Source organism: Caballeronia sp. LZ035 (assembly GCF_031451175.1).
Taxonomy (GTDB): domain Bacteria; phylum Pseudomonadota; class Gammaproteobacteria; order Burkholderiales; family Burkholderiaceae; genus Caballeronia.
This window is the reverse complement of sequence record NZ_JARUXS010000001.1, coordinates 2,533,868-2,558,088: the sequence shown is the minus strand read 5'-3', so window position 1 is coordinate 2,558,088 and position 24,221 is coordinate 2,533,868. Positions and strand designations below refer to the sequence as shown.

General features: G+C 58.3%; 28 protein-coding genes and 1 tRNA gene. 25 read left to right on the top strand and 4 right to left on the bottom strand.

Annotation, left to right across the window (positions count from 1 at the left end; all coding sequences use genetic code 11):
- Positions 1 to 433 precede the first annotated feature (433 nt).
- The 24 genes from QCE88_RS11980 (at position 434) to QCE88_RS11865 (ending at position 20,860) form a co-directional block, all read left to right on the top strand.
- Complete coding sequence (locus QCE88_RS11980) at positions 434 to 1,498, top strand: glycosyltransferase family 4 protein (RefSeq protein ID WP_309902086.1); 1,065 nt, start codon at positions 434 to 436, stop codon at positions 1,496 to 1,498.
- A 230-nt stretch (positions 1,499 to 1,728) separates the two neighbouring features.
- Positions 1,729 to 2,559 (top strand): hypothetical protein, encoded by an 831-nt coding sequence (locus QCE88_RS11975; RefSeq protein ID WP_309902084.1) that lies wholly within the window; start codon positions 1,729 to 1,731, stop codon positions 2,557 to 2,559.
- 61 nt (positions 2,560 to 2,620) lie between these two features.
- Positions 2,621 to 3,103 (top strand): DUF2214 family protein, encoded by a 483-nt coding sequence (locus QCE88_RS11970; protein ID WP_309902082.1) that lies wholly within the window; start codon positions 2,621 to 2,623, stop codon positions 3,101 to 3,103.
- Positions 3,104 to 3,353: 250 nt separating this feature from the next.
- Positions 3,354 to 4,514, top strand: a complete 1,161-nt coding sequence (locus QCE88_RS11965; RefSeq protein ID WP_309902080.1) for a tyrosine-type recombinase/integrase — start codon at positions 3,354 to 3,356, stop codon at positions 4,512 to 4,514.
- Between the two features lie 128 nt (positions 4,515 to 4,642).
- A complete protein-coding gene (locus tag QCE88_RS11960; RefSeq protein WP_309902078.1) occupies positions 4,643 to 5,044 on the top strand; it encodes a hypothetical protein in 402 nt (133 codons plus the stop codon).
- Positions 5,045 to 5,260: 216 nt separating this feature from the next.
- The gene (locus QCE88_RS11955) at positions 5,261 to 5,470 is read left to right on the top strand and encodes a type II toxin-antitoxin system RelB/DinJ family antitoxin (protein ID WP_309902076.1); all 210 of its coding nucleotides are present in this window, start codon (positions 5,261 to 5,263) and stop codon (positions 5,468 to 5,470) included.
- A 131-nt stretch (positions 5,471 to 5,601) separates the two neighbouring features.
- Positions 5,602 to 6,222: a hypothetical protein gene (locus tag QCE88_RS11950; RefSeq protein WP_309902074.1), complete on the top strand. Its 621-nt coding sequence runs from the start codon at positions 5,602 to 5,604 to the stop codon at positions 6,220 to 6,222.
- On the top strand, positions 6,219 to 7,400 hold the full coding sequence (locus tag QCE88_RS11945) for a DNA-primase RepB domain-containing protein (protein ID WP_309902071.1): 1,182 nt from the start codon (positions 6,219 to 6,221) through the stop codon (positions 7,398 to 7,400). Before QCE88_RS11950 ends, QCE88_RS11945 begins: the two co-directional genes overlap by 4 nt.
- Before the next feature lie 105 nt (positions 7,401 to 7,505).
- The gene (locus QCE88_RS11940; protein WP_309902068.1) at positions 7,506 to 9,215 is read left to right on the top strand and encodes a VapE domain-containing protein; all 1,710 of its coding nucleotides are present in this window, start codon (positions 7,506 to 7,508) and stop codon (positions 9,213 to 9,215) included.
- A gap of 606 nt (positions 9,216 to 9,821) precedes the next feature.
- Positions 9,822 to 10,304 (top strand): hypothetical protein, encoded by a 483-nt coding sequence (locus QCE88_RS11935; protein WP_309902066.1) that lies wholly within the window; start codon positions 9,822 to 9,824, stop codon positions 10,302 to 10,304.
- A gap of 241 nt (positions 10,305 to 10,545) precedes the next feature.
- Entirely contained in the window at positions 10,546 to 11,103 is a 558-nt protein-coding gene (locus QCE88_RS11930) for a recombinase family protein (protein WP_309902064.1), read from the top strand.
- A gap of 142 nt (positions 11,104 to 11,245) precedes the next feature.
- Positions 11,246 to 11,638: a hypothetical protein gene (locus tag QCE88_RS11925; protein ID WP_309902062.1), complete on the top strand. Its 393-nt coding sequence runs from the start codon at positions 11,246 to 11,248 to the stop codon at positions 11,636 to 11,638.
- A 1,200-nt stretch (positions 11,639 to 12,838) separates the two neighbouring features.
- Positions 12,839 to 13,108, top strand: a complete 270-nt coding sequence (locus tag QCE88_RS11920; protein WP_309902060.1) for a hypothetical protein — start codon at positions 12,839 to 12,841, stop codon at positions 13,106 to 13,108.
- Positions 13,105 to 13,719 (top strand): hypothetical protein, encoded by a 615-nt coding sequence (locus QCE88_RS11915; protein WP_309902058.1) that lies wholly within the window; start codon positions 13,105 to 13,107, stop codon positions 13,717 to 13,719. The genes QCE88_RS11920 and QCE88_RS11915 overlap by 4 nt, the downstream gene beginning before the upstream one ends.
- Positions 13,720 to 13,748: 29 nt before the next feature.
- Positions 13,749 to 14,729, top strand: a complete 981-nt coding sequence (locus QCE88_RS11910; RefSeq protein WP_309902055.1) for a hypothetical protein — start codon at positions 13,749 to 13,751, stop codon at positions 14,727 to 14,729.
- Between the two features lie 42 nt (positions 14,730 to 14,771).
- Positions 14,772 to 14,981 carry a hypothetical protein gene (locus QCE88_RS11905; protein ID WP_309902053.1) on the top strand — a complete coding sequence of 70 codons (210 nt, stop codon included), beginning with the start codon at positions 14,772 to 14,774 and terminating at the stop codon, positions 14,979 to 14,981.
- 182 nt (positions 14,982 to 15,163) lie between these two features.
- Complete coding sequence (locus tag QCE88_RS11900) at positions 15,164 to 15,409, top strand: hypothetical protein (RefSeq protein WP_309902051.1); 246 nt, start codon at positions 15,164 to 15,166, stop codon at positions 15,407 to 15,409.
- Positions 15,410 to 15,431: 22 nt separating this feature from the next.
- Positions 15,432 to 15,761, top strand: a complete 330-nt coding sequence (locus QCE88_RS11895; RefSeq protein WP_309902049.1) for a hypothetical protein — start codon at positions 15,432 to 15,434, stop codon at positions 15,759 to 15,761.
- Between the two features lie 15 nt (positions 15,762 to 15,776).
- Positions 15,777 to 16,088: a hypothetical protein gene (locus QCE88_RS11890; RefSeq protein ID WP_309902047.1), complete on the top strand. Its 312-nt coding sequence runs from the start codon at positions 15,777 to 15,779 to the stop codon at positions 16,086 to 16,088.
- Between the two features lie 59 nt (positions 16,089 to 16,147).
- Positions 16,148 to 16,489 carry a hypothetical protein gene (locus tag QCE88_RS11885; protein WP_309902045.1) on the top strand — a complete coding sequence of 114 codons (342 nt, stop codon included), beginning with the start codon at positions 16,148 to 16,150 and terminating at the stop codon, positions 16,487 to 16,489.
- A gap of 15 nt (positions 16,490 to 16,504) precedes the next feature.
- A complete protein-coding gene (locus tag QCE88_RS11880) occupies positions 16,505 to 17,515 on the top strand; it encodes a baseplate hub protein (RefSeq protein WP_309902043.1) in 1,011 nt (336 codons plus the stop codon).
- 36 nt (positions 17,516 to 17,551) lie between these two features.
- On the top strand, positions 17,552 to 18,046 hold the full coding sequence (locus QCE88_RS11875) for a hypothetical protein (RefSeq protein ID WP_309902041.1): 495 nt from the start codon (positions 17,552 to 17,554) through the stop codon (positions 18,044 to 18,046).
- A gap of 6 nt (positions 18,047 to 18,052) precedes the next feature.
- Complete coding sequence (locus tag QCE88_RS11870) at positions 18,053 to 20,314, top strand: lytic transglycosylase domain-containing protein (protein ID WP_309902039.1); 2,262 nt, start codon at positions 18,053 to 18,055, stop codon at positions 20,312 to 20,314.
- A 12-nt stretch (positions 20,315 to 20,326) separates the two neighbouring features.
- Entirely contained in the window at positions 20,327 to 20,860 is a 534-nt protein-coding gene (locus QCE88_RS11865) for a hypothetical protein (protein WP_309902037.1), read from the top strand.
- 116 nt (positions 20,861 to 20,976) lie between these two features.
- Here QCE88_RS11865 and QCE88_RS11860 read toward each other — a convergent pair.
- From QCE88_RS11860 to QCE88_RS11845, 4 genes are all read right to left on the bottom strand, one after another.
- Positions 20,977 to 21,051, bottom strand: a tRNA-Val gene (locus QCE88_RS11860).
- Positions 21,052 to 21,237: 186 nt separating this feature from the next.
- Positions 21,238 to 21,981, bottom strand: a complete 744-nt coding sequence (gene dnaQ, locus QCE88_RS11855; protein WP_309902035.1) for a DNA polymerase III subunit epsilon — start codon at positions 21,979 to 21,981, stop codon at positions 21,238 to 21,240.
- Positions 21,982 to 22,015: 34 nt separating this feature from the next.
- Complete coding sequence (rnhA, locus tag QCE88_RS11850; protein ID WP_309832834.1) at positions 22,016 to 22,477, bottom strand: ribonuclease HI; 462 nt, start codon at positions 22,475 to 22,477, stop codon at positions 22,016 to 22,018.
- The gene (locus QCE88_RS11845; protein ID WP_309902032.1) at positions 22,477 to 23,310 is read right to left on the bottom strand and encodes a class I SAM-dependent methyltransferase; all 834 of its coding nucleotides are present in this window, start codon (positions 23,308 to 23,310) and stop codon (positions 22,477 to 22,479) included. Before QCE88_RS11845 ends, rnhA begins: the two co-directional genes overlap by 1 nt.
- A gap of 18 nt (positions 23,311 to 23,328) precedes the next feature.
- Between QCE88_RS11845 and gloB the strand changes: the two genes are divergently transcribed.
- Positions 23,329 to 24,183 (top strand): hydroxyacylglutathione hydrolase, encoded by an 855-nt coding sequence (gene gloB / locus QCE88_RS11840; RefSeq protein ID WP_309902030.1) that lies wholly within the window; start codon positions 23,329 to 23,331, stop codon positions 24,181 to 24,183.
- Positions 24,184 to 24,221: the final 38 nt, after the last annotated feature.

Genomic DNA, 24,221 nt, shown 5'->3' with positions numbered 1-24,221 from the left:
TTCGCCCGGAGACCCCGCAAAACCCGTTCTCCAATGTAGAACAACCTTAATAAACAGGGGTTTGCAAAATGTATCCCTCTTGTAACAAGGTAAATAAGTTGAAATGACTGCCGCTATGCGCGTGTAAAAAGCTCCATAATGCGCTCCGGGTTTCACCCTAGGTCGCAGACAGCTTTTTGCAAGTTGCCGTCAACCGTCCAGTTGCAAGCGCGTTAATTGCAGGCGCACGGACTTTTGAGATATGGAACCGCACTTGCTTTGTCCAATCGACCGTGCAGAAACCAGTGAACAGCGATCCCGCTTCTTCACTCGAGCATCAGCCTTTGCGCCGCGGCCTACGCGCCGCGGAAAGCTTCGCCCGAGCCGAGCGACTCGCTCCCGACGTCAAAACGACTGTAGTTTTAGCCTGATCTTTCATTAGGAGTTTCACGACATGCGAATCGCTCAAATCGCGCCCCTCCACGAAGCTGTTCCGCCGAAGCTGTATGGCGGCACGGAGCGCGTGGTGTCTTACCTGACTGAGGCACTCGTGGATGCTGGACACGATGTCACGCTCTTCGCGAGCGGTGATTCGCAAACGTCCGCCAAGCTCGAAGCATTCTGGCCGCAAGCGCTGCGCCTCGACCCGACCATCCGCGACGTGATGGCCCCGCACATGCTGCTGCTCGAGGAAGTGTGCCGCCGCGCCGAAGAATTCGACGTGCTGCATTTCCACATCGACTACTACCCGTTCTCGCTGTTCGCGCGCCAGCCGGTGCCGTTTCTGACGACCATGCACGGCCGTCTCGACCTGCCCGAACTGCAGCCGATCTTCAACACGTTCAAGGACGTGCCGGTCATCTCGATTTCGGACAACCAGCGCCAGCCGCTGCAACAGGCCAACTGGCTGTCGACCGTGTATCACGGTCTGCCCGAAAACGTGCTCACGCCGATCCCCAACGTGGAGCCGGGCTACCTCGCGTTCCTCGGCCGCGTTTCGCCGGAGAAGGGCCTCGACCGCGCGATCCGCATCGCCGGGCAGGCGGGCATGAAGCTCAAGGTCGCCGCCAAGATCGACAAGGCTGACCGCGCCTATTACGAAGAAACGATCAAGCCGCTGATGGCGCTCCCGCACGTCGAGTACATCGGCGAAATCGGCGAAGCCGAAAAGCGTGAGTTCCTCGGCAACGCGCATGCGCTGGTGTTCCCGATCGACTGGCCGGAGCCCTTCGGTCTGGTGATGATCGAAGCCATGGCCTGCGGCACGCCGGTGATCGCGTTCAATCGCGGTTCGGTGCCGGAAGTGATCGAAAACGGCGTGTCGGGCTTCGTCGTGGAAGACGAACTGAGCGCGATCGCCGCCGTGAAGCGTCTCGACACGCTGCCGCGCGAGAAGGTCCGCGCCGCGTTCGAAGCGCGCTTCTCGTCGAAGGTGATGGCGGCGAACTACGTCAGCGTGTACGAAGAGATGCTGCGTCAGAAGCGCCGCACCGTGCTGCGCGAAGTTAACGCTAGCTAAGCAAGCGCCGCCCGGTGCGGCGTTGGCTGCAAAAAAACGCCCCGCGCGCCTCAAGGCACGCGGGGCGTTGTCGTAATCAGACACAGTCGGGCGTGTGTGGCAATGTTCTTGGAGCGCCAGACCGCGCTACGCTCGTGGAAACCTCTGACGAGATCCGTAATCTCCCTATAATGGCCCGGACTTCGCAGTGCGCGGAGCAGCCAAGCATCGTAAGTGGACAGGAGTTTCTTTTGGCGAGAACCAGGCAAACCAGCGCGAGCCCCGCACCCGGCGCCGGCACGGTCTTCGCACTGCGCGCCATCGGGTTGGTACTGGCGGCGCGCTGGGCATTATCGATGTCGCAGATGGGCTATCTCTCTTCGCTGCGCGCCATGACCTTGTCGCCGTGGGCGTGCGTGAACGTCGTGCTGATCTTCCTGCTGGTCGTGCTGCCCGGCGCGAAGGCGCGTCTCGAGCGGCCGCTCCATCCGCTGCCGCAATGGCTGCGGCAGGCGCTGCGGCTGCTCGCGCTCCTCACCTTCGGCTTCGCAATGTTCTCGGTCGGCGCCTTCATCTGGACTTCCGGCGGGCATCGCTTCATGCATGCGCTCACGGAGACGAACGGCTGGCTGCTGGTCGGCCCCGCGCTCTATGCGGTCGTCATGTGGATCTGCCGTCCGCGCGCACTCTGGCGCACCAATATCGCGGCGCGCCGTTTTGCCATCGGCCGTTACGCCATTTCGCTCGATCCCGTCACTCGCACCGCCATCGTCTGGGCAGAAAGCCGCAAGCTCGGCCAGTACGATGCCCGCGAACTTTCCCTCAAGTGGACCGAGCCGCCCGAGCGTGCCGCGCCCTCGACGAGCCTGCTCACGCCCGCCACCCAACCCGCCACGCCCGTCGTCCAGGCGCGCGGCGAGGTGCGGCGCGGCCTGTTCGCGCGCCGCGCCAGGGTCGAATTGCTGTGGGACTCGCCGGCCGCGGCAGGGCACAATCGCACGACGGTGTTCCGCGCGGCGATCACTGGCGAGAGCGACCGCCAGGCCGCGCGTTCGCTCGATACGACGTTGCGGCAGATCTGACGCGCACCGTCTCGCCGCAAGTCCACGTCTTTCGTCTTGTTCGCTGCGATGGGAGGAAAGCATGTTGATACGCTGGATGCTGGCCGCGCTTCACCTGCTGGGCTTCGGCTTCGCGCTCGGTTCCGTGCTGGCGCGCGCGCGTGCGTTGCGGCGGCTCGACGCCACGCAGTCGGTCCAGGCCAATGAACTCCGTCTGCGCGATGTATTCCGGTCTGACATGGTCTGGGGCATCACGGCGATCGTGTTGATCGTCACCGGCGCGATGCGTGCGTTCGGCGGTTTCGAGAAGGGCGCGGCCTACTATCTGCACGAGCCGCTGTTCCACCTGAAGATGACGGCGCTCGTGGTGATCTTGCTGATCGAAGTGTCGCCGATGCTCGCGCTGATCCGCTGGCGAGTGGCGCGGGCGCAGGGCGGGCCGATCGATCTCACGCGCGCGCGCCGTTTCGCGTGGATGAGCGACCTGGAAGCGGGACTGGTAATGGTGATGGTGATCGCCGCGAGCGGCATGGCGCGCGGGATCTGGGCGTCTGCGGGCGGATGACTTGATACTGCCGAAGCGGAAATGAAAAAAGGCTCAGGTCGTTAAACCTGAGCCTTTTTGATCTTCGGTGCTTGTCTTTACCAACACCAGAATCCTGGTGGGTAGTACTGGGATCGAACCAGTGACCCCTGCCGTGTGAAGGCGAAAGCTGCTGCGCGAACAACGAAAATCATAGAATATTCTGCGGCTGACTATCGTTATATCACAACTTTCCGTTAGGATTTTCGTATTTTTTAGTACGGAGAGACTAATGACGACCGCAACAAACCTGATCCACAGTAAGACCTCGCGCGACCGCCTAACGCCTAGGCGTGAGCCCTACTGGGCGCGCATACGGGCGGGACTCTACGTAGGTTTTCGGCGTACCGAGACGGGCGGACACTGGCTAGGGCGGCTGCGCGGAGAGGACGGGCGGCAGCGCTTCGTCGCTTTAGGTCCGGACCTTCCCGACTTCGATACGGCGGCGGTGCGCGTAATCGAATGGGCGGCGCGTCCTGTCTCGGAAGAACAAGCGCAGCAGCCGCCAGAAGCGATGACCATTCGGAAGGCGTGCGCGCTGTATGTCGAGCACCAGCGTCTCCAGAAGTCAGAGAAGGCCGCGAAAGATTCCGCCGCCCGGTTCCGGTACATGATCGACGCGCAACCTATCGGCGCGGTGGCGCTCGTGGACCTTAAAGCGCAGCACATTCTCGATTGGGTCCGGAAGCAGGTGCTCCGGAAGGAAGGCGAAGCGCTACGGGCGGCGAAGGACTCTAGCAACCGGCAATTGTCGAGCCTTAAGGCCGCGCTCAATTTCGCGTACCGAATGGGCATGATCGACACGGATGCTGCGTGGCGCGCCGTTACACCCTTTCGCGCTGTCGGGCGGCGAAGGCAGGGCTTCGTACCGGCGAGCGACCGCGAGCGCCTTCTAGCCGTCTCTGCGCACGATATTCGGGCCTTCGTAACGGCGCTACTCCTTACCGGAGCGCGACCGGGCGAAATAGCGGGAGTGCGCGCGTGCGACTTCGACCGGGAACAGGGCACGCTCGCGCTGGACGGTAAGACCGGGCCGCGAGTAATCGTGTTGTCGAGTGCGGCTCTGTCCTTCGTGCGAGGCCGCGCAGAGTTCAAGATCGGCAACGCGCTCCTGTTCACGACTACGGGCGGCGCGAAGTGGCGGAAAGAGACTTGGGGCAACGCGTTCGATAAAGCGGTGGCTGCGGCGGGTCTGTCCGATTCGCTCGTGCTCTATTCGATTCGACACACGGCCATCAGCGAGATGATCGCGGGCGGCATGGACGCTTTCGTGGTCGCGCGGATGGCCGGGACTTCCACAGCGATGATCGACAAGCACTACGGATGGCTACGTGCCGACAAGACTAGGGAAGCGCTCGACCGTATCAACCTACTATCAGCCGCGCAGAGTTGATAGCAACAATTTCGTCAGGATAGTGTAAGTTTCTGTAACGCAGTTTGTGGACGCTGGAGCAGAATTATTTCCGTAGTGAGCAGCGACCAGAACCCAACCCAGAACCAAATTAGTGAGGAATACGAATCATGGCCCGCAAAACCCTTACCGCAAAAGTCGCAGCGCCCGCAGTCGTTCATGCCGCCGCAGCTTGGGAGAAGTTTCCTACGCGCGCAGATTTTGGATTGGAGCCGATCACGTTTCCGGTGTTTCAAATGCCGAAGCTCGGCAACGCAGCAGGCGTCAGTCGCAGCTGGGCGGACGAGAAAGTCAGAGCGGCCCGCATCGTCAAACATGCGGTAGTCGTGACTCACAACGGCCAAATGACCGAACACCGGTCAGTCGCAGAAGCCTTCCGCGCTCATCGTCTCGAATTCAGCAAGCACATTAAGTTCCGCCTCGCACTTAAGAGCAGCGGCAAAGAGACGTTCGAACAGGGCGGAAAGTTCTACGCGTTCTCGCTCGTTACCGGAGTGAGCGCCGCGCTGTAGGACTGTGCATATCGCAGCTTGGGACGCCCGCCTGATTTTAGGTGGGCGTTTTTGTTTGTACTCGCCGCGCGAAATTCTGACAGTCGCGATCTGAATGTCGGAATTCTTTAAATTGTGAGAGTTAAAATCTATCGCGAAAATAAATCCGAGAGTGACGAACTATTTATAATGTCCGCGCGCTAGAATTACTCCTAGTTACCTCGCTAGGAGCGAACCATGTCGAAGTATCAAGAGATCACCGGGGCAATCGACCCAGAGTCGAAGGCGCGGCTTATCGAAATGCTCGATGACCAAGGATATTCGGTCAGCGATTTTGTTCGTTGCGCCGCAATCCACGCAATTGAAACGGGCGAAATTCCGTTCAAGGTAAAGAAAGTGAAGCCGGGCAAGCGATACGACTTCAAAGAAGTGGCACAAGTAGCGTAATCGAATTTCAAGGGCAAATCCCGCCCGGCGCGCTGATTAGTACGCCTTAAGACGGACATAGAAAGGGTTGACCGCTTGCACCTAGGGTTAGCCCTTTTTGCTTCTAAAACTATGCAAGCACAGCACAAATCATGAGCAACAACTTTGAGGTTCTCAAGGAAGAAATCATGGCGCGCTCCCTGAATAAACTTCATTGGGAGTTTGCCTTTGACGAATGGCACTTGGACGGAGTCGATTACGAACCGGGCGGCACTTGCCTTTGTACGCACCACCCGATCACTGAGCGATGCCTAATCGAAAACGTCCTCACCGGAAACAAAACGATAGTCGGGAACTGCTGTATCCGACGCTTCATGACCAACATTAAGACCAACGGCCTGTTCTCCGGACTTCGGAAGATCACGGACAGCCTCGACGCGTGGCCTACGCTGCGGCTTCTGTCGTTCGCAAAGGACAAAGGTGCGATTTCACAAGCGGACTTCTATTGGGCGAAATACCTGCTTCGGAAGCGACGGAAGAAAGACGGCTCATTCATTTTTCCGATGGACGGAGGGAACTGCCCGAATTATCGACGCGACCGCCGCAGGGCAATCAACGTAGCGATTATGAACATGACCCACGAAGGAGAGGGCGACAAGATGCTCGCCGCACTTAAGGAGCGCGATCTAAGGGAATTGATGACCGGGATTTGGGCGAAGGACGGAGCGAGTCACGCCGCAGAAATGTCGAGTGACGAAGGGAGCCAAGCATGAACGAGCGCGAAGGAAGGCTGGCTGCTGCTGAAGAATTTCTGCGCGAGCTAGGGTGCGGCGTTCCAGAGGACGAGCGCGTGATGGCGGGTTATGCGGAAGAAGCCACGGCGAAATATGACGCGGAGAACAAACGTCAGCACGCCGGATGGTGGCCTGTGCCGTACAAGAACGGCAAGTACATCGACAGCAACAAGAACTGCTATGTCTGTATTTCCGCCTCTAAGCAGACGCTAAACGCCAAAACCGGACGGATGCGTTACTGGCGCGGCGAAGAATCGTTTTCTGCCGGGCTGGCGCTAATGGTGGACGACGTTCGGATTGGCGCGACACCCGGCGCAGGTTCGAAGGGCGATCTGTCCGTGGACGAACTCGCCGCAATTCTGCCGCCCACGGCTGTAGTCGAGACGTCACCCGGCAACGCGCAAGTCTGGTACATGCTTAGTGAGCCTGAAACGGACATGAGACGGTTTAAGGCGTTTCTCGTGGGCTTTACGCATGTCGTTCTGAAGAAGGGCGGCGATCACACGATTCGCGACGTTTCGCGATATGGCCGTATGCCTATCGGGATCAACAACAAGCGCCTATCGGACGGCTCGCTGAAGTATGCGGACGCCGTGACGGGAAAGCCATTTCTCGTGTCGCTTCGGTCCGCAGACTACTCGCGCCGGTATTCGATCGACTCTATCGCAGCGGCCTTCGGATCACCGATCGCAGTCTCTGTCCAGAAGCGGGTAGAGCGTGACGACCGCGAGATGAAGGTGGAGTTTGCATGGATGCGCATCGCCACGCGGCTGCTCGCGGCGGTCGAGAAGGACACCGGCAAGTACCGGATCGTTTGTCCTTGGGACGAGTTTCACAAGAGTGCCCACGGTGACGATTCTGCGTATTTTCGCGGGCCTGTACCGGGCGCAGAGCACGATTTTGTGTTCGGGTGCCAGCACGACTCTTGCCGCAAAGAACCTATCTATTCGAAGAAGGGGGGTGACGGGCTGTTCGTCTTTTCGCGCAAGCGTACATGGACGCACTTTATTGACGCTGTGGTGATGCCGCAAATCGAGATCGAATGCGACAAGGCGAACGAGGACAACGCAGAGTGGTTCGAAACGGCGATTCTGCCGGTGCTCGCGCGAAGGGCCAAAAAGAAGGCCGCTGACCCGGATGGAGGTGCAGCGGCCTAATAGCACAAAAAACGCAGCGACTCAAAACAGACACGGACGAAGGGTGACTCAGGGATGGGTGCGATGGAGTCCGTAACCCGTTGAATCTACGTAGGATTTTATACTATGCAAGTCGAAAAAGAAAGCTCAGTACACCGTAACGATATTCACCCGATGGCCGATCTGCCGGAGGATGACATTTCGGACGAAATCACGGAATCGGACGGTGACGACATGGAGGCGGGCGCATCGAACGTTACGCAGTTGAGGCTGCAAGAAGTGAAGCTGAACGATGACACTGCGGCGGCTATGGACGCTATCCGCGCGAGGGAGCCGGACTTGGTGAAGCGAGCGCGTGCGCTGCGTGTGCTGCCGGGTACGCCCGCGTTCAACTGGCCAGTGGTCGAGACGAAAACCGTCGCGCAGATGACGCTGACGAAGCCAGTTTCGTGCGACCAGAACCGGGCTTATGCGCTGAGCGTGCTGTTCGGTGAGGACGTGGAAAACGGAAGACCGCACATCGACCTATTCCGTGGTCGATTCGTGGACCACAAAGGCGTGGTCGTGGACGACCGCTATTCGATGATTCCGATTATCGAAGCGATGCGCGCGGCAGGTCTGGAGGCGCAACCTATCGACGGCACGCGTAAGGCGTTTAAAGAATGGGCGATGCAGGTAAAAGTGAACGACCTTATCCCGAAATTCGAACGCCGGGTGCCGGAATGGGACGGAAAGTCGAGACTCGAAACGGCGCTGATCGATTTGATCGACTGCGTCAAAACCGAAACCAATCACAAAGTCGGGAAATACTTTTGGCTTTCCCTCTACAACAGAATCACTTCGCCGGGTAGTTTGGCCCCTATCGTCATCTCGCTGTTCGGTGCGCAGAACGCCGGTAAGTCTCGTTTCAGTAATGAGATCGTGCGGACGGTCTTGGACGCCCCGGAAGCGTCCTCTGTTCAGTTGGACTTGGGCGGTGACGGTAAGAAGATGGAATTTCTGCGCGAGATAACAGGCAACTCGATCATCGCGAATATCGGCGAAATGACCGGGTTCGGTCAAGGCGACCTCAACGCGATCAAAGATTTCGTCAGCCGCACGTCCGATAAGATGCGTTACCTTTATGAAGGACACTTCGACCAGCAACGGCAATGGGTGGCAGTCCTGGACGGGAATAAGTACGAAGGGCTGCAACGCGACGCCACCGGCAATCGGCGGTTCTATCCGTTCTTTGTCGGTCAGGAGGCGGATAAGGATGGTAAGCCATCGTGGAAAGCTGGATTCGAAATCAACTTTGACGGGTTCGAAGAGATGTTCTGGCAGGTTATGAGCGAGTGCCGCGCGTGGATGAAGGAGAACGGTATGGACACTTACAACAAGCTCGTGCGCGAGACTTCGAAAGCTGTGTTCGAGTTCAGCGCAGAAGAAATGAAGTTTGGGCGCGGCACCTCTCACAACCACGAACTCGATACGCACTTCATGACGACGTTGCGCGAGTGCGATAAGTCAATGCGAACTGAATGGGCGAAGGACGAAAATGGCGCGTATGTCTTGGATCAGAACAAGAAGAAGCTGAAGGGCCGCACCGGCGTACTCGTGTACCGAAAGGACTTCGAAGCCGAGTGGGAGACGCATTGCAAGAAGCCGCTCAATCACATGCATTGGGATGCTTATATGAACGGCCTTAAATTGGAGTGCGAGTCTGGGCGGTTCAAAGGCAACGATCCGGGGTTCTTCTTTCCGGGCTTCGCTAACGTGGTGGAATTTGTTGAGGCAGTGTACAAGTCTGACGAAGGGGAGTACGACGAAAGGGAAGCTGGGTCTGGGTCGTTTTGAGGTTCGTCGTCCGTTTTTTGTCTGCCGCCGGTGCGTATCACGGCGGCTTTTTGCTTTTTATCGTTCGTGCTAGATTGGGCGTTATATAACTTTTCGTTATTAAAGGACGTGTTTTTATATTCCTCCTTTTATACGATTTTTAACCCGAATGCGATTTTTAACCCGATTTTTAACCTCGCGGACCCAATAGGGGCTTGGGTTCTACATTAAAACGCCTCCGGGTTAAAAAAATGGGCCCTTCGCCGCAAAGTCCCGGCGGCGTGCACGAAAGGTAGGAGGATATGTTTCGTTAGAACTTTCTAATAACCCTTAACCTTCTTAACCTCTTTAACTTAAAAGAATAAGAAGTAAGAGGGCATTGGGAAGTACACTGGTCTTGTGGGTTAAACATGCGGCAGAACGTTTTAACCCGAATAACCCTGTCATTGGTTAGCAAGTCAGTCTTGAAACATCCCGCATGCGCGGCAAGTTCCGCTAATGCACAGCAAATTAACACGCGGCGAAGATGATTGTGTGTGTTCGTGGCACTGCGACTGCTACTCGCCATTCGACACAACTCGACAGTAGAATCGAAGGCAGTGAACAATAATCATCAGGCGGCAAATCATGGCAATCGCGGCAGTTACTAAACATATCCCGACTCATTTATTCAGCGATGAAACATTTCTGAGGGATAACATCGAGTTTGTCGAGACATACGCAATTCAGCGTGTGAGGGGCATGTATGGCCCTTCGGCCTTTCGTCGCGTGTTCGGCAGCGTCAACTGCATCGACCCGATGGATACGCGCACGCGCGTCGATATGCTCGAATCGACATACGTGTACGCTGATGCGTTCGACAGGTATCTTGCTGCTATGTCGGTTGATAAGATATTGAGCGACAAGAAGGCGCTGCATGGCTATCTCGACATCGCCAATAACCCAATGATGAAAGAGTCTGTGCGCGTCGCGGCATTGAAGGAAGCGTGCGTGCTGGCCGGGATAACTGTTATTGACGATGCGGGACGGACGAAGCGCGTTCCGACGCTGGACGACCTTTATACGGACCCGAAGCCGGAAGCCGAAAAGCCGAATGCAGGCCTGCATTAAGTGTTAGGCGGGCCTCGCGCGGCCCGTCGCATACCGACCTAGCCTAAACCTAAGCAGCGGCTCCTAGCGGGCCGCTTTTCTTTTGTCCGCGCTACACGTCCGAATAGAGTACGCCGTATTTAGACGCTTTGATATTGTGTAATTCGCGTCTGATTAGGGTCGATTAATCTGCAACTTTACGCTTTCCTATTTCGGCCTTAGACTTAATCCGGACGTATCTAAACCGACCGGAGATAATCAAATGTCGAAAGGCCAAAGAGTTGGCTACATAAGAGTTAGCAGTGCTGACCAAAACACCGCGCGGCAATTGGACGGTATAGAACTGGACCGCATCTTTGAAGACAAGCAAAGCGGAAAGACAATCGACCGTCCGCAGTTACAGGCCATGCTCGCATACGTGCGCGAAGGCGATACGCTGTACGTCCACTCTATAGACCGTCTCGCACGTAATACAAAGCACCTGCTAGAGATTGTCGAACAACTCAACACGCGCGGCGTAACGGTGCGCTTCGAGAAGAACAGCCTGATATTCGGAGCGAGCAATAACGATCACTCTGCGAAGCTAATGATGACCATGCTTGCGGCCTTCGCAGACTTCGAACGCGAGCTAATCAAAGAGCGACAAGCAGAAGGCATAGCCATAGCGAAGGCTGACGGAAAGTACAAAGGCCGAAAGCCTAGCCTCACGGATACACAGGCGGCAGAGCTACGGGCGCGCATCGCGGCAGGGGAGCAGAAGGCAGAGGTGGCCCGCTCATACGGCATCAGCCGCGCGACGCTCTACACCTATCTCTCATAGTTTGAAAAGTCATTTCGTTTGCCTATATCAAAAGCCAAGGCCTGACCCACTTTCCGCACGAGGTCCATTTAAACCATACCCACTTCAATTTATTTTTCGGACGCTTCAAAACCATCATCACCTTTACACAGGAGTACATACCATGTTCAAGAAACACATAGCAACCATCGCCATTCTTCTTTCCACAGTAGCAGCGCACGCCCAAACGCCGCATCAGGACGCATTAAGACGGAATATTCAGCAAGCGCAAGACGCCCTTCACCCTTGCCCCGGTATCACCGAGAACGAGTGTTTGCAGCGCGGCCTAGCAGCGGCACGGGAGGTGGAAGCCGAAGAGGCAGCGCGAGCGCGCGCACGTATCGCGCGGGCGCGGCAACAACCGCCAGCCCGCTACATCGACCATTACGAGCCGCAACCGAAATGCCAGCCGTCACAAGTAATGACGCAACGGGACGCTTGGCGGCAATGGGCAGGCATCAGCAGCGGCCCGCAAGGATGGGATTGCGAAGTCGTGATGGTCCCGGTGTATCGCTGATTTATTCTGCTTGTTTTATTTGTTCAGCACAGCGCCTATAATCGACCCCGGTAAGGCCATATTCGTCTCCAGTCTCCACCCAATCACCGCCAGTCGCTTGCGGCTAGATGTAGAAACAGGCCCGGTTCAGTTCTCCACTCGTTGCGCGATGGGTAGAGATTGAACCGGGCCTTTCTATTTCACAGTGGCGGGCGGCACAAAGCGCTCAGCCAGCCTTCTTTCCTTCCGACACAATCACAGTCACCGCGCTGGCTCTGGGCTTATATTTCTTCGAACTGCCGCGCGTCTTTCTGTTGGTGAACGAATAAACCATGCGGTCCCAGTTCGTGGTGGTTACGCCGACTGGCGGGCGGCTGCGGCTATCTAGCTTTTCCATTATTCCACCATCTCAAAATAATAGTGTCGCTCGCCAAGCCGCAAGTCTAGTCTCCTGTCGGCATTTAGTTGTTTCCTGTAAATATTGATAATCACAGGCGGCAAGCGCACAAGAGCAAACGCTTCCTTCAGAGTTTCGCACCTTATCCGCTCGCCATCGTTTAACGTGACGTAAGCCGGTTCATAGTTAATCTTAAATCTACGCTTGGCACCTGCCGACCTTTTCAGCCAAATCCGCGCCTCCCGTTCCTCGCGGCTTTCCACGGGTGGCGCGGCTACGGGTGGCGGGCGGCTCGGGGCTACTGGACGCTCTAGCAGGCTCGGCAGCGCCTTCTCGGAACCGTCCGCAGCGACCCACGTTCGCCGCATCCTCTGTGCTTCCGTACTCCCATGATACTCAGGCGGCTCAATAATATGCATTAACGGCGTAAGCCAGCCGCAATCGGTCGCGTCCATAATCGGTGAATCCAGTAATCGGGTTTCAGATAGCGGGAAGTTTACTCTGAAAATGTTTAAATGCGGCCAAGGCTACAAATCCGACATAAACCGATAACACCAACCCGAATTGATCCGGCCATTTAGTCGCGGCACAAAGCAGAAATAACGGATGGCAGTGGATATTAGAACGCATGATTTTGATTTACTCCGGTATTGGATTAACACGAATTATGTTTCGCCTAAATCGAATTCTAGACCGGGTAAATCGAACACGGAAAATATTTATAGCGCTACACGATTTTTGTAGCCATCGAAACTCCGCCCGATTATAGTTTAGGTAAATCTTACATCGCGCCAACAACCGACCCACCCCAGGGTAATCTCATAATGCAAACATATTCGCATCCGGGCACGGCCCTTAAAGCGTTTATTGACGGTGAGCGCCTTACCGTTAAAGACGCGGCAAAAGAAATCGGAGTTGCATATTTGACTCTGTGGAATATCGTAAATGCGAAGTCCGCCATTACGCCGCCCGTAGCTGCGGCAATCGAGCGGTGGAAGAAAACGCATTTGCCGGGCGCGGCTTGGCTCTATTCGCAATGCCAATACGATGTGGAAAAGGCAGCAGTGAAAGCAGCAGAAAAGGAACTGGCATGACCATCACCCTCCACGACAAAAAGGGCCGTCCGACGCAAGTGCTCAATCCGGACGTCACGTACATGGCGCACGAGATTGACCAGATTTTGAAGTATGAAGGCGGCACGCCGGGTCACTTCTGGATTTTCGAGAGTGTGCGCGAAGTTAAGTCGGCAGCGGAAACCTACTTCACTCCGCGCGGCGAGTGGAGCAATGCTGATATTAAGTGGCCGCTGAATAAGAAACGCACGGAAGCGGAGTTGCGTGAGCGCGGCGAAGAGTGGATGAAAGAGCACCGCGCGGCGCTTACCGGCTATTGCATGCTGCGCGCGCAAGGAGTCCACCCGCAAGTCGCGTACATCGTGACGTTCGCGGATAAGTCGGAACTGGACGCGCGACTCGTGGACCGTTCATTCCACGGCGCTAACTTCCTCGAAAGCCTCCCGGAAGTGCGCGGCGAGTGCGCCCAGATTCGGCAGGGGCTGTCGATCCTGAAGGCAGCGAAGGAAATGCTGGTGGAAGTGGATCGGCTGCTCACGGTCGCGAAAGACCCAGCGGAACGGGCGGCGCTCTGGAATTGGCGCGGTCGTCTCACCTTCATCATCGACCAGCACGAAGCAGCAAAGAAGTAATCACCAATCACATTAGGAGCAAACGAATCATGAACCGTGACAGCAATACCAACCTCTTCAGCGCGCCGGTCGATAGCTTCGCGCCGAAGTTCAAGCACCGCCTCAACAGCAAAGACAGCGAAGACACGGTGATCGACGCTATGACGGACGCGCTGAAGAATCCCGCCTTCGAACAGAAGTGGGGAGAGGTTCTCCGCGCCAAGCATCCGCAACTCGCCACGAAGCACGCGAACCAGCAGGCCTCCGACAAGCTTAACGGCCACACGGCACGCGCGGCAGATTCGGCCAGCTATGTAGCGGACTCCGCAGTAAGCGCGACCGTTACGGGCGAACTGGCGGGCACGTTCGCGGTGAACGTTCCGAAGGCGCACATGACCGCCAGCCGCAAGACGCGGCAAGTGGTGATGGACGGCAACTTCACGCCGAAGGGCTTTGAAGCCTCCGCAGAAAACGATCTGGAATCAGGCCACTTCGCGGCAAACGGCGCGTGGATTCCGGCAGAGGAAAACAACGAGAGTGAGAGCGAGGCATTTCTCCAAGAGAAGGCTGAGAGCACCGAGCGGAAAGCACAAGAAAATCACGAAGCCGCGATGGCCGTGACACCTCCCGGCACGAATCCCGCGATGGCCGCGATCAACGCCACGCTGACCGGCGCTCAGGCAGGCGAGGTGATCGCGGAGTTGGCCGGTAAGCCGCTCGCAGAGGCGGAAGAGCGTAGGGAGAGCGTCGAGAGCATGGACGGGCTTATGACGAAGCTGGCGCGCGGCATGGACGCCTTGTTCGCTGGGCTTCGCGCTCGCGGCGGTATCCCGCGCACCGGAGTCAGTGTTCAGCGGCGCGGCGTAACGGTTAAGGGTATCCGCGCGCAGGACTCGGCATCGACCGCTAAGGCCAAGCTTAAGGCCGCTATGGACGCAGCAGAAGCCCAGGCCGCAGCGACCGGCGCGGAAATGACCCCGATTCGCACGCGTTGGGATTCGCGGCTGGGCCAGTACGTGTTGGCTGAGTAACTTCGCATTTTCATTTAACCATCAAACTTTGGAGTACGAATCATGTTTATTTCACCCCGTTGCAAGGAACGTTTCAACGCCATTGCCGCACTGGAAGAGTTGTTGCCTGTAATACGCAACCTTTGCGGCGAGAAAGGCACGGAGCATATCGAGGCCGTGTCCGCACGCCTTCGTGCTGACTTGGCCGAGTCGATTTATCCGGAGCACTTTACGGGACTCGCAAACAGCGCAGCGGTTTCGACCGGCGAGTAATTGCATCCACTCCGCGCAATCCTCTACGCGATAGTGGCGGTGAAGATTTGGCTTGACTGGACGCACCCTAGCAACTGCTCTAGTCACTTTGAACTTCATCGCCGCGCGGATACATCGGTGCTGATTGCGCGGCCTGTTTCCCTTAAACATAGAAGTACGAACGGACCACTGGAGTGAACTAGATGGACGCAGACAAACTCGCATACTACAAAGAGCAGATCAAAAACTTGAGCAAATCGACCATCGAAGTCGCTGAGGCCGGTCTGGCACTACTCGAATCGACGCAAGATTTCAACGAGTTCCAGCAGGAGGTCGTCGCGACTCACAAGGGCATCGCCGCAAATCAAGAGCGGATTGCCGAGTTGTTCAAAGACGCTTGTGAAGTCGAGAATTCGGACGACAACTCGGTTGCGCTTCAGCTTCACTAACAATACAAGACTGGAGTGAATTGTGAGCGATACCAGCAAAAGAATGCGCGCGTGCGATTCCGCGCTTTCAGTAGTGAGATCGAAGTCTGTTCCGGGTAGCAGCGCCATGTATAGGGCGATTGCTGACGCGGCATTGGAAGAGGGCAGAAATCGAAGCGCCGCCATCCGCAAGCAGTGCATGGACGACCTATCGACAGTTATCGCAGAGGACGAAGCGAGACTGGCCGCACAGAAGAATCGCATCATGGACGGAGCAGGTATGGATGCGGCTTCGGAAAACGAACTACGCACGCGAATCAATGCCCGTCTCGCATCGAACCGCGCCACGATGGACTCGCTGCGCGGCAACTAACTACAGACCAAAATCATGAACAAATTAGAGCAAGCGAAGGTTGAAATTGAAGCGCGTATCGCTCGCGGCGAACTGGAGCAGGATATGTCCAGCCGCGTCCTCAGCGAGTTGTTTCGGTCGGTGATCGAATCGCAGGGGAAGACGGGATTGTTTCGGGAAGGTCCGTTCGGAGTGGGACAAGCGACGTTCGACTTTTACATCGAGCACTGTCTCAATTTGGTTGAACACAGCGATTGCTTGCCCGATGCACTTCGCGCCTTTGCTGATGTGGTTGAGGAAGCGGAGCGCGAGATTGCCGCGTATCACGCCGCTCGCAAGGGTGCGTAATCATGATCACAATCGAAATGCTTAAGAACGCGCCGCTGTCCTTCCGTATGGCGAACAGCATGGCCGCGCCGCAGGACTTTAGCGACCCGGAGCGGCTGCGGTTCAAGTTCGGTGACCTCGCGATTGCGCTTTATATCGCGATGCGTAAGGACACGAGTCGAAACGTTACACGCTGGGAGGCGTACTGCGACACGTTCCATCGCGTCACCACTGAATTCATCGCCGCGCGGCGTGAGCCTAACTTCGTGTTCGCGTCTAACGCGTGCGAGGCGTTCGAAGCGACTGAGTTGTTCGAACGCACGACCGCTGAGGAAGCGCGAAAGATGGTCGCGGAAGTGGCTAAGGTGGACGTGGGCTATCAGAAGTTTCGCGACTTGCTGATTGGCGCTGCTGCGGCTTAAGGGAGAATTTGAATCATGGCGGGACAATCAATCGGCAAGCGCCTTATCCGTATCGCCTTCCAGTTGCCTCGGGCGGGCGGCGATCAGTCCGCGCCCACGAACCCTTTCGACGCGAACAGCGGCACGGTTATTTTGGACGAGTCGTTCAACATGAACGTCCGCATCAAAAAGGCCGCGCTCGCATACCAGAACGTCGCGCACATTCAGGTGACGAACCTGCCGCAGCACCTTCGCGAACAGCTTCTGACCAACTTTAACCAGTATCGCTCGGGGCAGTTGGAGAACTTCGGCACGCGACAGCCGCTGGCTCGCGTGTGGATCGCGGCGGGCTATGAATACGATCCGGGCACGGTCGGAAAGACCAGCGGCGCATCGACCATCTTTGTGGGCGAAGTATCGGGTTGCAGCCTGATCGAAGGGCCGCCCAATATCACTGTGGAGATCACCGCACGCACGCATCAATCGGACAAGTCCAGGTACGTCGCGGCAACCGATCCGAAGACAGGCGCAGATAACGCCGCACCGACTGTGACGACCTTTCGACAGTTCGCGCTGTGGGGCGGGAAGCAGCTAGGGTTCGATGAAGCGCACATCAAGTTCAGCAGCAGCTATGGCGATTACATTCTCCAGAATCCCGGCACGAGCATCGTAATGCTTTCCGCTATCGTTCCGGCGCTTCAGGACCGGTACTGGGGGAAGGTCGCTGCGTTCATTGATGACGATTTTCTTTACGTCATGGATATGCGCTCGGTGATTAACAAGACGGACCTGATCACCCTTAACGAGTTCATCGGCGTGCCGTGCTGGACCGAAGTAGGCGTGGAGGGTGTCGTATTCATGAACACGGAAATCCGCTTGGCTCACGGCGCTAAGTTCTTGTCTTCGCAGAATCCGTCACTGAACGGAACATACGTGATCATGGAACTCGAATACATGCTGACCACGCGGCAAACGCCCTTCTACGTGAAGGTCAGCGGCTATCCGCCCGCAGATAGCGACAACGCAGTGATTAACGGTACGGCCTAATTCATTTCAACTTAACGCTTAGGATAACTAGCAAAAATGAGCATCTTCAAACGCAACGACAAGACGGAGCAGGACAGCGCGGCAGAACCGCAGGGCGCTACTCCGATGCCTAACGAGAAGGTTATCGAAACGCGCCCGGAGCACGGCCCGGTCGTGTCCGTTACGATCCGGCGCTTCTCGGCCTTCGAAGGGTGGGAGGCTGCTGCCGCAGCGATAGACTACATGACGGAGGATGACGAAGCGAAACGCACGCGCTTCCGTCTCAACATTCTTTCGACCGCCACCGTGAACGGTCAGCCGCTCAACTCTCCGGCAGCTATTAACGAAGCCTTCAAGCACTGGGCCAGCGCCAAGTACGTTTTCGATCAGGTCTTAGCGTTCAACGAGATTGATCAAGTACAGCGCGAATTCGCGAACAAGTCGTGGGACGCAGCAGGCGCTCGCGTGGCGATGGCCTTCGCCGCACATACCGAGTCGATGCTGCGCGCGGCAGAAGAAGCAGCACAAACCATTCAATCGACCGGGGAGTAATCGAGCATGGCTAATAGCAATCTTGATCAGTTCACGATCAACTACCAGATCAAAGTGAACGCCGCAGTGACGGAACTGTCGAAGCTGAACGCTAAGACCGCAGAGACAAACAAAGGCCTGAACGCGATTACGGGCGGCGCGAAGGACTTCGCATCGACCACCGTGCGCGAGTTGGGGAAGGTCGCGCCCGCGTTCGATAACATCGCTTCCAGCCTTCGCGGGATCACTACCGGATTCGGCGGTGCGAGTCTCGCGGTGGGCGGATTTACTGCCGCGCTGTATGCGGCGTACAAAACCGCGATGCTCACGCGCGACCAGATTAACGCCCAGCGGCAAGACGCCCGCGCATCCGGTATGGGGATGCTCCGGTTCGAAGATTGGTCGCACCGTCTCGTGGGCGGTAACGTCACGCGCGGCAACGTGTCCGATTCGCTTAAGTCGCTGCGTGGCGTCCTGAATAACGCCTACGCGGATCGCTCCCGTACCGGCCCGGAGAATCGGCTGCTGGCTATGCTCGGCGTGCAGCAGGGCGCTTCACCTCTTTCCACGACCGCAGCCGGCACGCAACTCGCCGCGCGATGGAAGGGGATGCAGCCATCGCAGATTCAGGCCGAAGCACAAATGCTCGGAATGAATAAGGACGTGGCGCTTTCGATGGCGAAGCAGGGCGGCGCGCTCGGCACGATCAACATGTCGGCTGATCAACTTAAGGCGCGGCAGGACGCTATCGCCAACACGGCCAAGTTCAACGATGAACTCGCAAAGTTCAACGAAGAAATGACCAAGCTTACGACCACCGTAGGCGGGTTCGTTCTCGGGCCGCTGGCGGACTTCGTGAGCGGCCTGAACAAGTCGCTCAACTACGCGAAAACGGACCACGGCCAGCCGGAAGTCGGCATGGGGACTATTCCGGTAGCGGACGGCGATTGGACGGGCGGGAAGGGGCTTTCTGAGGCTCTTAAGAGCACGGAAAAGGTGACGCAGGACGTTAACGAGACTGCGCGTTGGTCGCGGGAAGCAGCGAAGGAATCCACCGAAAAGACCAAGCAGGAACAAAAGAACGTTGAAGCCGCAGCAGTGGCGGATGACGAAGATAACGCGCAGTTTCAAGCGATCGTCTCCCAGTTCCAACTCGCGATTAACTCGTTCACCGATTCGGTCAACATTATGAGCGGCGTTACGGACGAGCACGCGGCTTGGTCCGCTTGGGCGGGGGAAGTGGGCCGCGCTTCGGGCATCGGTACGGGCGCTAACCCTTCGTCCGGTATGCCGGGTGATAACCGTCCGGGCGGGTTCACATATAACCCGGTCGCAGCGGGCGCGGCGCTTACGGGCGGCGCTTCGGGGAGTGCCGGGAGCAATGCCTACGACGCTCAAATCAGCGCTGCCGCGAAGAAGTACGGCATGCCGGAAAGTCTCGTGCGCGGAATCATCGGCACGGAGAGCACTTGGAACCCGAACGCTCACAGCGATTCGTCTTTCGGCCTTATGGGCGTCAACAAGGTCAATTGGGCGAAGTACGGCCTGAACGACAAGAACTGGAACGATCCTGCCGCAAATATCGACGCGGGCACGGCGATTCTCGCGGCCATGATGAAGAAGGCGGGCGGCGATCAGACGTTGGGCCTTCGCTACTATCACGGCGGATTCGACCGTTCGAAGTGGGGTCCGGTGAACGCCGCATATCCCGCGAAGGTTCTGGCTAACGGTGGCGCGTATTTCGGTATGTCCGGGCCGCAAGCGAACGCATGGGACCGGAATGCCACGCCCGCCTACGGATTCACCGGTGGGCCGCAAACGAACCTGCACCAGTTGAATTCGAAGGACGGCATCCAGATTGTCGGACTCGCCAAGCAAGTCGCGGCGGACCTCGGCTTGCGCGACTATCGGCAGGTTATGACGGGCGGCGTGCCGAAAGCGGACATCGCTTGGGCTTTGTCGAATCGTCTTAGCTCGCTGCTTCAGGCGCACGCGGGCCTCGAACAACGGGCGCAACTTCCTATCGCCAATCCTGCCGCGCGTGCGCAATTGGTTAAGGACACGGCAGACAACGAGCACGCCATGTCGAATCTGCACACTTGGGGTTCGACTGTCGAAGGGTTCGGTGGACCGGGAGGCCGCACGTTTAGCCAAGGCGTCACGCAAAACAACACCTTCAACATCAACGGTGCGACCGATCCGGAGCACGTTGGGCGTGTGGTCGAGCAGCACCTTAACCGCCAGAACAACGGCGTGGCGAACTCCGGCCAGTCTGGTCGCCTTCAATAAGGAGAGAACGAAATGGCACGCGAAACTTTCGAGCACACTTCGTTCGGCGTGACGTACCGGACGAAGCAGTTCAGCGCCGCATACGGGTTCCGCGTTATGGGGTCCGGACTCGCGGCGATCCGTCCGACCGAAATGCTGTCGCTGACCGAAGTGCGAGCGGAGAACGGCGAATGGGTGCGGCTTGATAACGAGGCGGCAATCGACGCTTACGTGCGCTGCCTAGCTGGAAGCCTCGCGCCGCGAATCGTGTTGGCGGGCGTTATGAAAGTCGTCAACAAGTTCAACTGGGGCTTCTTGGACGAGTGGAAGGTGGTGAAGATTCCGTCACGCTTCCGGTCGGACGCGCAGCAGGTGTCGCGCGATAACGTGGACCCGTTCGTATCCCGAATCGTAGCGGACCACTACGCCACGCACCGCGAGTTGGAGGAATACTATTCTCTCGAAGATGCGTTCAAGATGTATGACGAAATCTGCGTCAACACGGTGAACAAGTTGCTCCAGCAGGAACAAGCGGAGATAGATGCGAAGTCGAAACGCGGGAAGTAGGGCGGATTGCGCACTACTTAAACGAAAGGCCGCTAGCTCTCGGGGGAGGACTAGCGGCCTTATTTCTGCAGATTTTCGTATCAATCGTTTCGGTACGAAAAACGTCTATCAGTATTTGGTGGGCGATAGTGGGATCGAACCACTGACTTCCACCGTGTGAAGGTGGCACTCTACCGCTGAGTTAATCGCCCTGCTACATGCGTTCTTCGAGTTTTACTTTAGGTCGAAAGATCACGGTGCTCCGTATTTGATCTTCCCAGTGACCCCTGCCGTGTGAAGGCAGTGCTCTACCGCTGAGCTAACCACCCGAAGAGAGACGAGATTATGTCAGGCGTTTTGAGTCTCGTCTAGTCCCTCATTAAGCAAATCCGAAAAAATCACGCGGCGACGGCATCGCCTTCCGTCGGCGCCGGCGCCGGCTCCGCGCGCCAGACGCTCGTCCCCTTGATGGCGCGGTCCAGTTCGTTGAGCACGGCCTCGTGCGCCGACTGTTCTTCCGCGCTCGCCGCGATCACCGGCAGGTCGAGATCATCGAAGGCTTCGCGCGGCGTGGCGGACGCGCCCGCCGCCGTTTGTTCGCCCAGCATGTCGATGACGAGGCTTTCCTGCCCGCGCGTCATCGCCAGATACACCTCCGCAAGCAGCTCGGAGTCGAGCAGCGCGCCGTGCAGCGTGCGATGCGCGTTGCTGATGCCGAAACGGTCGCACAGCGCGTCGAGCGAATTGCGCTTGCCGGGGAACATCTGCTTGGCCTGCGCGAGCGAATCGATCACGCCGCCCACCGTTTCCTTCACCTTCGGCAAGCCGAGCAACGCGAACTCCACGTCGAGGAAGCCGACGTCGAAGGGCGCGTTATGGATGATCAGCTCGGCGCCCGCGATGAAGTCGCGCAATTGCGCCGCGATCTCGGCGAACTTCGGCTTGTCACTGAGGAACTCGGTCGTCAGGCCGTGCACCGCGAGCGCGCCAGGATCGCTGTCGCGTTCCGGATTCACATAGAGGTGCAGGTTATTGCCGGTGAGTCGTCGATTGATCAGCTCGACGCAGCCGATTTCGATGATCCGATCGCCGGTCCTCGCATTCAGGCCGGTCGTTTCGGTATCCAGTATCAGTTGGCGCATGGGATGTCTTGAATTCGATGATTCGTGCTGCGGGTTAGCTGTCGGCGAGCGAGGTCACGCCGCGATTGGCAAGCGCGTCGGCGCGTTCGTTTTCCGGATGGCCCGCGTGCCCCTTGACCCAGCGCCATTCGATGCGATGCTGCGCGACAAGCCCGTCCAGCCGCTTCCAGAGGTCGGCGTTCTTGACGGGCGTCTTCGCGGCAGTCATCCAGTTTTTCTTCTTCCAGCCGTGGATCCATTCGCTGATGCCTTTCTGGACATATTGCGAATCGGTATGGATCACGGCCTGGCACGGGCGTTTCAGGGCTTCGAGCGCGGCGATCACCGCCATCAGCTCCATGCGGTTGTTGGTGGTCGCGGCTTCGCCGCCGAACAGTTCCTTCTCCAGCGTGCCGAAGCGCAGCAGGGCGCCCCAGCCGCCGGGGCCGGGATTGCCTTTGCAGGCGCCGTCCGTGTAGATGTCGATTACGGTGTTCGATGCAGATTCGTCAGTCATCAAGGCTCAATGGAAGTCTCGTTGCGCGTATGCGGAGCGGCGACCGGCGCGAGGCCGGCGGCGAGCGCGGATTTTTTCAGCTTGCGCGGGCCGATCAGACGCATGCCGCGCACGCGCTTCACCGCCGTGATCATGTACGCCGCGCCGAAGATGGGCCACCAGCGGTCGCCGGCGGGCTCCATGAATTGATAGCGTTGCAGCCACTTGTCGGTGACGAGCGGCGGACGATAGCAGCCGAAGCGGCCGCGTTCAAGGTCGAAGCCGAGCAGCTTGATCCAGTCCTTGATGCGTGTGAACGCGATCATTTCATGCGCCGACGGCACGAACGGCCGGCCCGCCACCTTGCCGAGCGATTGCCGTGCGCCCCACAGGCTCAGCGAATTGAAGCCGAGGATGATCAACTGGCCCTCGGGCAGCAGCACGCGTTCGGCTTCGCGCAGCAGGCGGTGCGGATCCGGCGAAAACTCCAGCGTATGCGGCAGCACCAGCAGGTCGACGCTCTGCGCTTCGAACGGCAGGTCGAGCAGGTCGCACCAGACGGTGCTGCGGCCATCGGGCGCGCTGGCGGCGGGCAGGGCGCTGACGCCTGGCGTGGCGGCGCGCGGCGGGGTGAACGGCGCGCTCGCTGCGCTTTCGGCGTCGAGCACCAGCGCGCGGCCGGTCATGCGGTTCTCGCGCAATGCGTCGAGCTGCGGCATGCCGAGCTGCAGCGCGTGATAGCCGAAGATGTCGGACACCACGTGATCGAGCTGCGCCTGCTCCCAGTCGAGCACGTAGCGCCCGGGCGCTGAGCTCGTCCAGGTGGGCCAGTCTATAATCGCTCGGTCAGACATGTTCGGGTTGACGCATAGATGATCGCTATGGATTCGCTTGACGGAAGCTCGCCGGCTCAGCCGCTGGACAAGGGCGCACTGGAATACGTGCCGGTGCCGGCGTTCGAGGACAACTACATCTGGCTCGTCTCGGACGGCCGCGATGCAGTGGTGGTCGACCCGGGTGACGCCGCGCCTGTCGAGGCGTATCTCGCCAAACGCGGCTGGCGGCTGACCGCTATTTTACTCACGCACCATCATCAGGACCATGTCGGCGGCGTGAAAGCGCTGCTCGATCGCCGAACGGCCGAGGGCAGCGTTCCGGTCTACGGTCCGGCCAGCGAGCGCATCGAGCACCTGACGCAGCGCCTCTCGGGCGGCGACCAGGTGGACATTGCGCACCCCGCGCTCGCGTTCTCCGTCATCGACGTACCTGGCCATACGGCCGGTCACATCGCGTATTTCCAGGCGGCCGATCCGCACGGCACGCCGCATCTGTTCTGCGGCGACACCCTGTTCGCAAGCGGCTGCGGTCGCCTGTTCGAAGGCACGCCGCAGCAGATGCTCGCCTCGCTCGATTCACTCGCCGCGCTGCCGGACACCACCCTGGTGCATTGCGCGCATGAGTACACGCTCTCCAACATCCGCTTTGCGCGCGCGGTCGAGCCGGACAACGACGCGCTCTCGCGCTGGGACGCCGCCGCGCAGGCCTTGCGCGTCTCCGGCAAGCCGACGCTGCCGACCACCATCGCTCATGAGAAGGCGGTGAATCCGTTTCTGCGGGCCGACGTTCCGGCCATTCACACGCGTCTGGCGGAGCAATTCGGCGCGCCGGTGGCCGACAGGCTGGAGGCGTTTCGGATGATGCGCAGCTGGAAAGATAAGTTCCGCTGAACCGCATTTTTCGGGTCGACTTAATCCGAAACGTTGGA

What these genes read in the sequence shown, in the direction of transcription:
- QCE88_RS11970 (WP_309902082.1), top strand. Translation starts at nt 2,621, where the DNA reads ATGTTGATACGCTGGATGCTGGCCGCGCTTCACCTGCTGGGCTTCGGC.
- QCE88_RS11915 (WP_309902058.1), top strand. Translation starts at nt 13,105, where the DNA reads ATGACCATCACCCTCCACGACAAAAAGGGCCGTCCGACGCAAGTGCTC.
- QCE88_RS11865 (WP_309902037.1), top strand. Translation starts at nt 20,327, where the DNA reads ATGGCACGCGAAACTTTCGAGCACACTTCGTTCGGCGTGACGTACCGG.
- QCE88_RS11880 (WP_309902043.1), top strand. Translation starts at nt 16,505, where the DNA reads ATGGCGGGACAATCAATCGGCAAGCGCCTTATCCGTATCGCCTTCCAG.
- QCE88_RS11870 (WP_309902039.1), top strand. Translation starts at nt 18,053, where the DNA reads ATGGCTAATAGCAATCTTGATCAGTTCACGATCAACTACCAGATCAAA.
- QCE88_RS11955 (WP_309902076.1), top strand. Translation starts at nt 5,261, where the DNA reads ATGTCGAAGTATCAAGAGATCACCGGGGCAATCGACCCAGAGTCGAAG.
- QCE88_RS11980 (WP_309902086.1), top strand. Translation starts at nt 434, where the DNA reads ATGCGAATCGCTCAAATCGCGCCCCTCCACGAAGCTGTTCCGCCGAAG.
- dnaQ (WP_309902035.1), bottom strand. Translation starts at nt 21,981, where the DNA reads ATGCGCCAACTGATACTGGATACCGAAACGACCGGCCTGAATGCGAGG.
- QCE88_RS11960 (WP_309902078.1), top strand. Translation starts at nt 4,643, where the DNA reads ATGGCCCGCAAAACCCTTACCGCAAAAGTCGCAGCGCCCGCAGTCGTT.
- QCE88_RS11910 (WP_309902055.1), top strand. Translation starts at nt 13,749, where the DNA reads ATGAACCGTGACAGCAATACCAACCTCTTCAGCGCGCCGGTCGATAGC.
- QCE88_RS11900 (WP_309902051.1), top strand. Translation starts at nt 15,164, where the DNA reads ATGGACGCAGACAAACTCGCATACTACAAAGAGCAGATCAAAAACTTG.
- QCE88_RS11930 (WP_309902064.1), top strand. Translation starts at nt 10,546, where the DNA reads ATGTCGAAAGGCCAAAGAGTTGGCTACATAAGAGTTAGCAGTGCTGAC.
- QCE88_RS11885 (WP_309902045.1), top strand. Translation starts at nt 16,148, where the DNA reads ATGGCCGCGCCGCAGGACTTTAGCGACCCGGAGCGGCTGCGGTTCAAG.
- QCE88_RS11845 (WP_309902032.1), bottom strand. Translation starts at nt 23,310, where the DNA reads ATGTCTGACCGAGCGATTATAGACTGGCCCACCTGGACGAGCTCAGCG.
- QCE88_RS11890 (WP_309902047.1), top strand. Translation starts at nt 15,777, where the DNA reads ATGAACAAATTAGAGCAAGCGAAGGTTGAAATTGAAGCGCGTATCGCT.
- rnhA (WP_309832834.1), bottom strand. Translation starts at nt 22,477, where the DNA reads ATGACTGACGAATCTGCATCGAACACCGTAATCGACATCTACACGGAC.
- QCE88_RS11950 (WP_309902074.1), top strand. Translation starts at nt 5,602, where the DNA reads ATGAGCAACAACTTTGAGGTTCTCAAGGAAGAAATCATGGCGCGCTCC.
- QCE88_RS11945 (WP_309902071.1), top strand. Translation starts at nt 6,219, where the DNA reads ATGAACGAGCGCGAAGGAAGGCTGGCTGCTGCTGAAGAATTTCTGCGC.
- QCE88_RS11935 (WP_309902066.1), top strand. Translation starts at nt 9,822, where the DNA reads ATGGCAATCGCGGCAGTTACTAAACATATCCCGACTCATTTATTCAGC.
- gloB (WP_309902030.1), top strand. Translation starts at nt 23,329, where the DNA reads ATGATCGCTATGGATTCGCTTGACGGAAGCTCGCCGGCTCAGCCGCTG.
- QCE88_RS11965 (WP_309902080.1), top strand. Translation starts at nt 3,354, where the DNA reads ATGACGACCGCAACAAACCTGATCCACAGTAAGACCTCGCGCGACCGC.
- QCE88_RS11925 (WP_309902062.1), top strand. Translation starts at nt 11,246, where the DNA reads ATGTTCAAGAAACACATAGCAACCATCGCCATTCTTCTTTCCACAGTA.
- QCE88_RS11940 (WP_309902068.1), top strand. Translation starts at nt 7,506, where the DNA reads ATGCAAGTCGAAAAAGAAAGCTCAGTACACCGTAACGATATTCACCCG.
- QCE88_RS11920 (WP_309902060.1), top strand. Translation starts at nt 12,839, where the DNA reads ATGCAAACATATTCGCATCCGGGCACGGCCCTTAAAGCGTTTATTGAC.
- QCE88_RS11875 (WP_309902041.1), top strand. Translation starts at nt 17,552, where the DNA reads ATGAGCATCTTCAAACGCAACGACAAGACGGAGCAGGACAGCGCGGCA.
- QCE88_RS11905 (WP_309902053.1), top strand. Translation starts at nt 14,772, where the DNA reads ATGTTTATTTCACCCCGTTGCAAGGAACGTTTCAACGCCATTGCCGCA.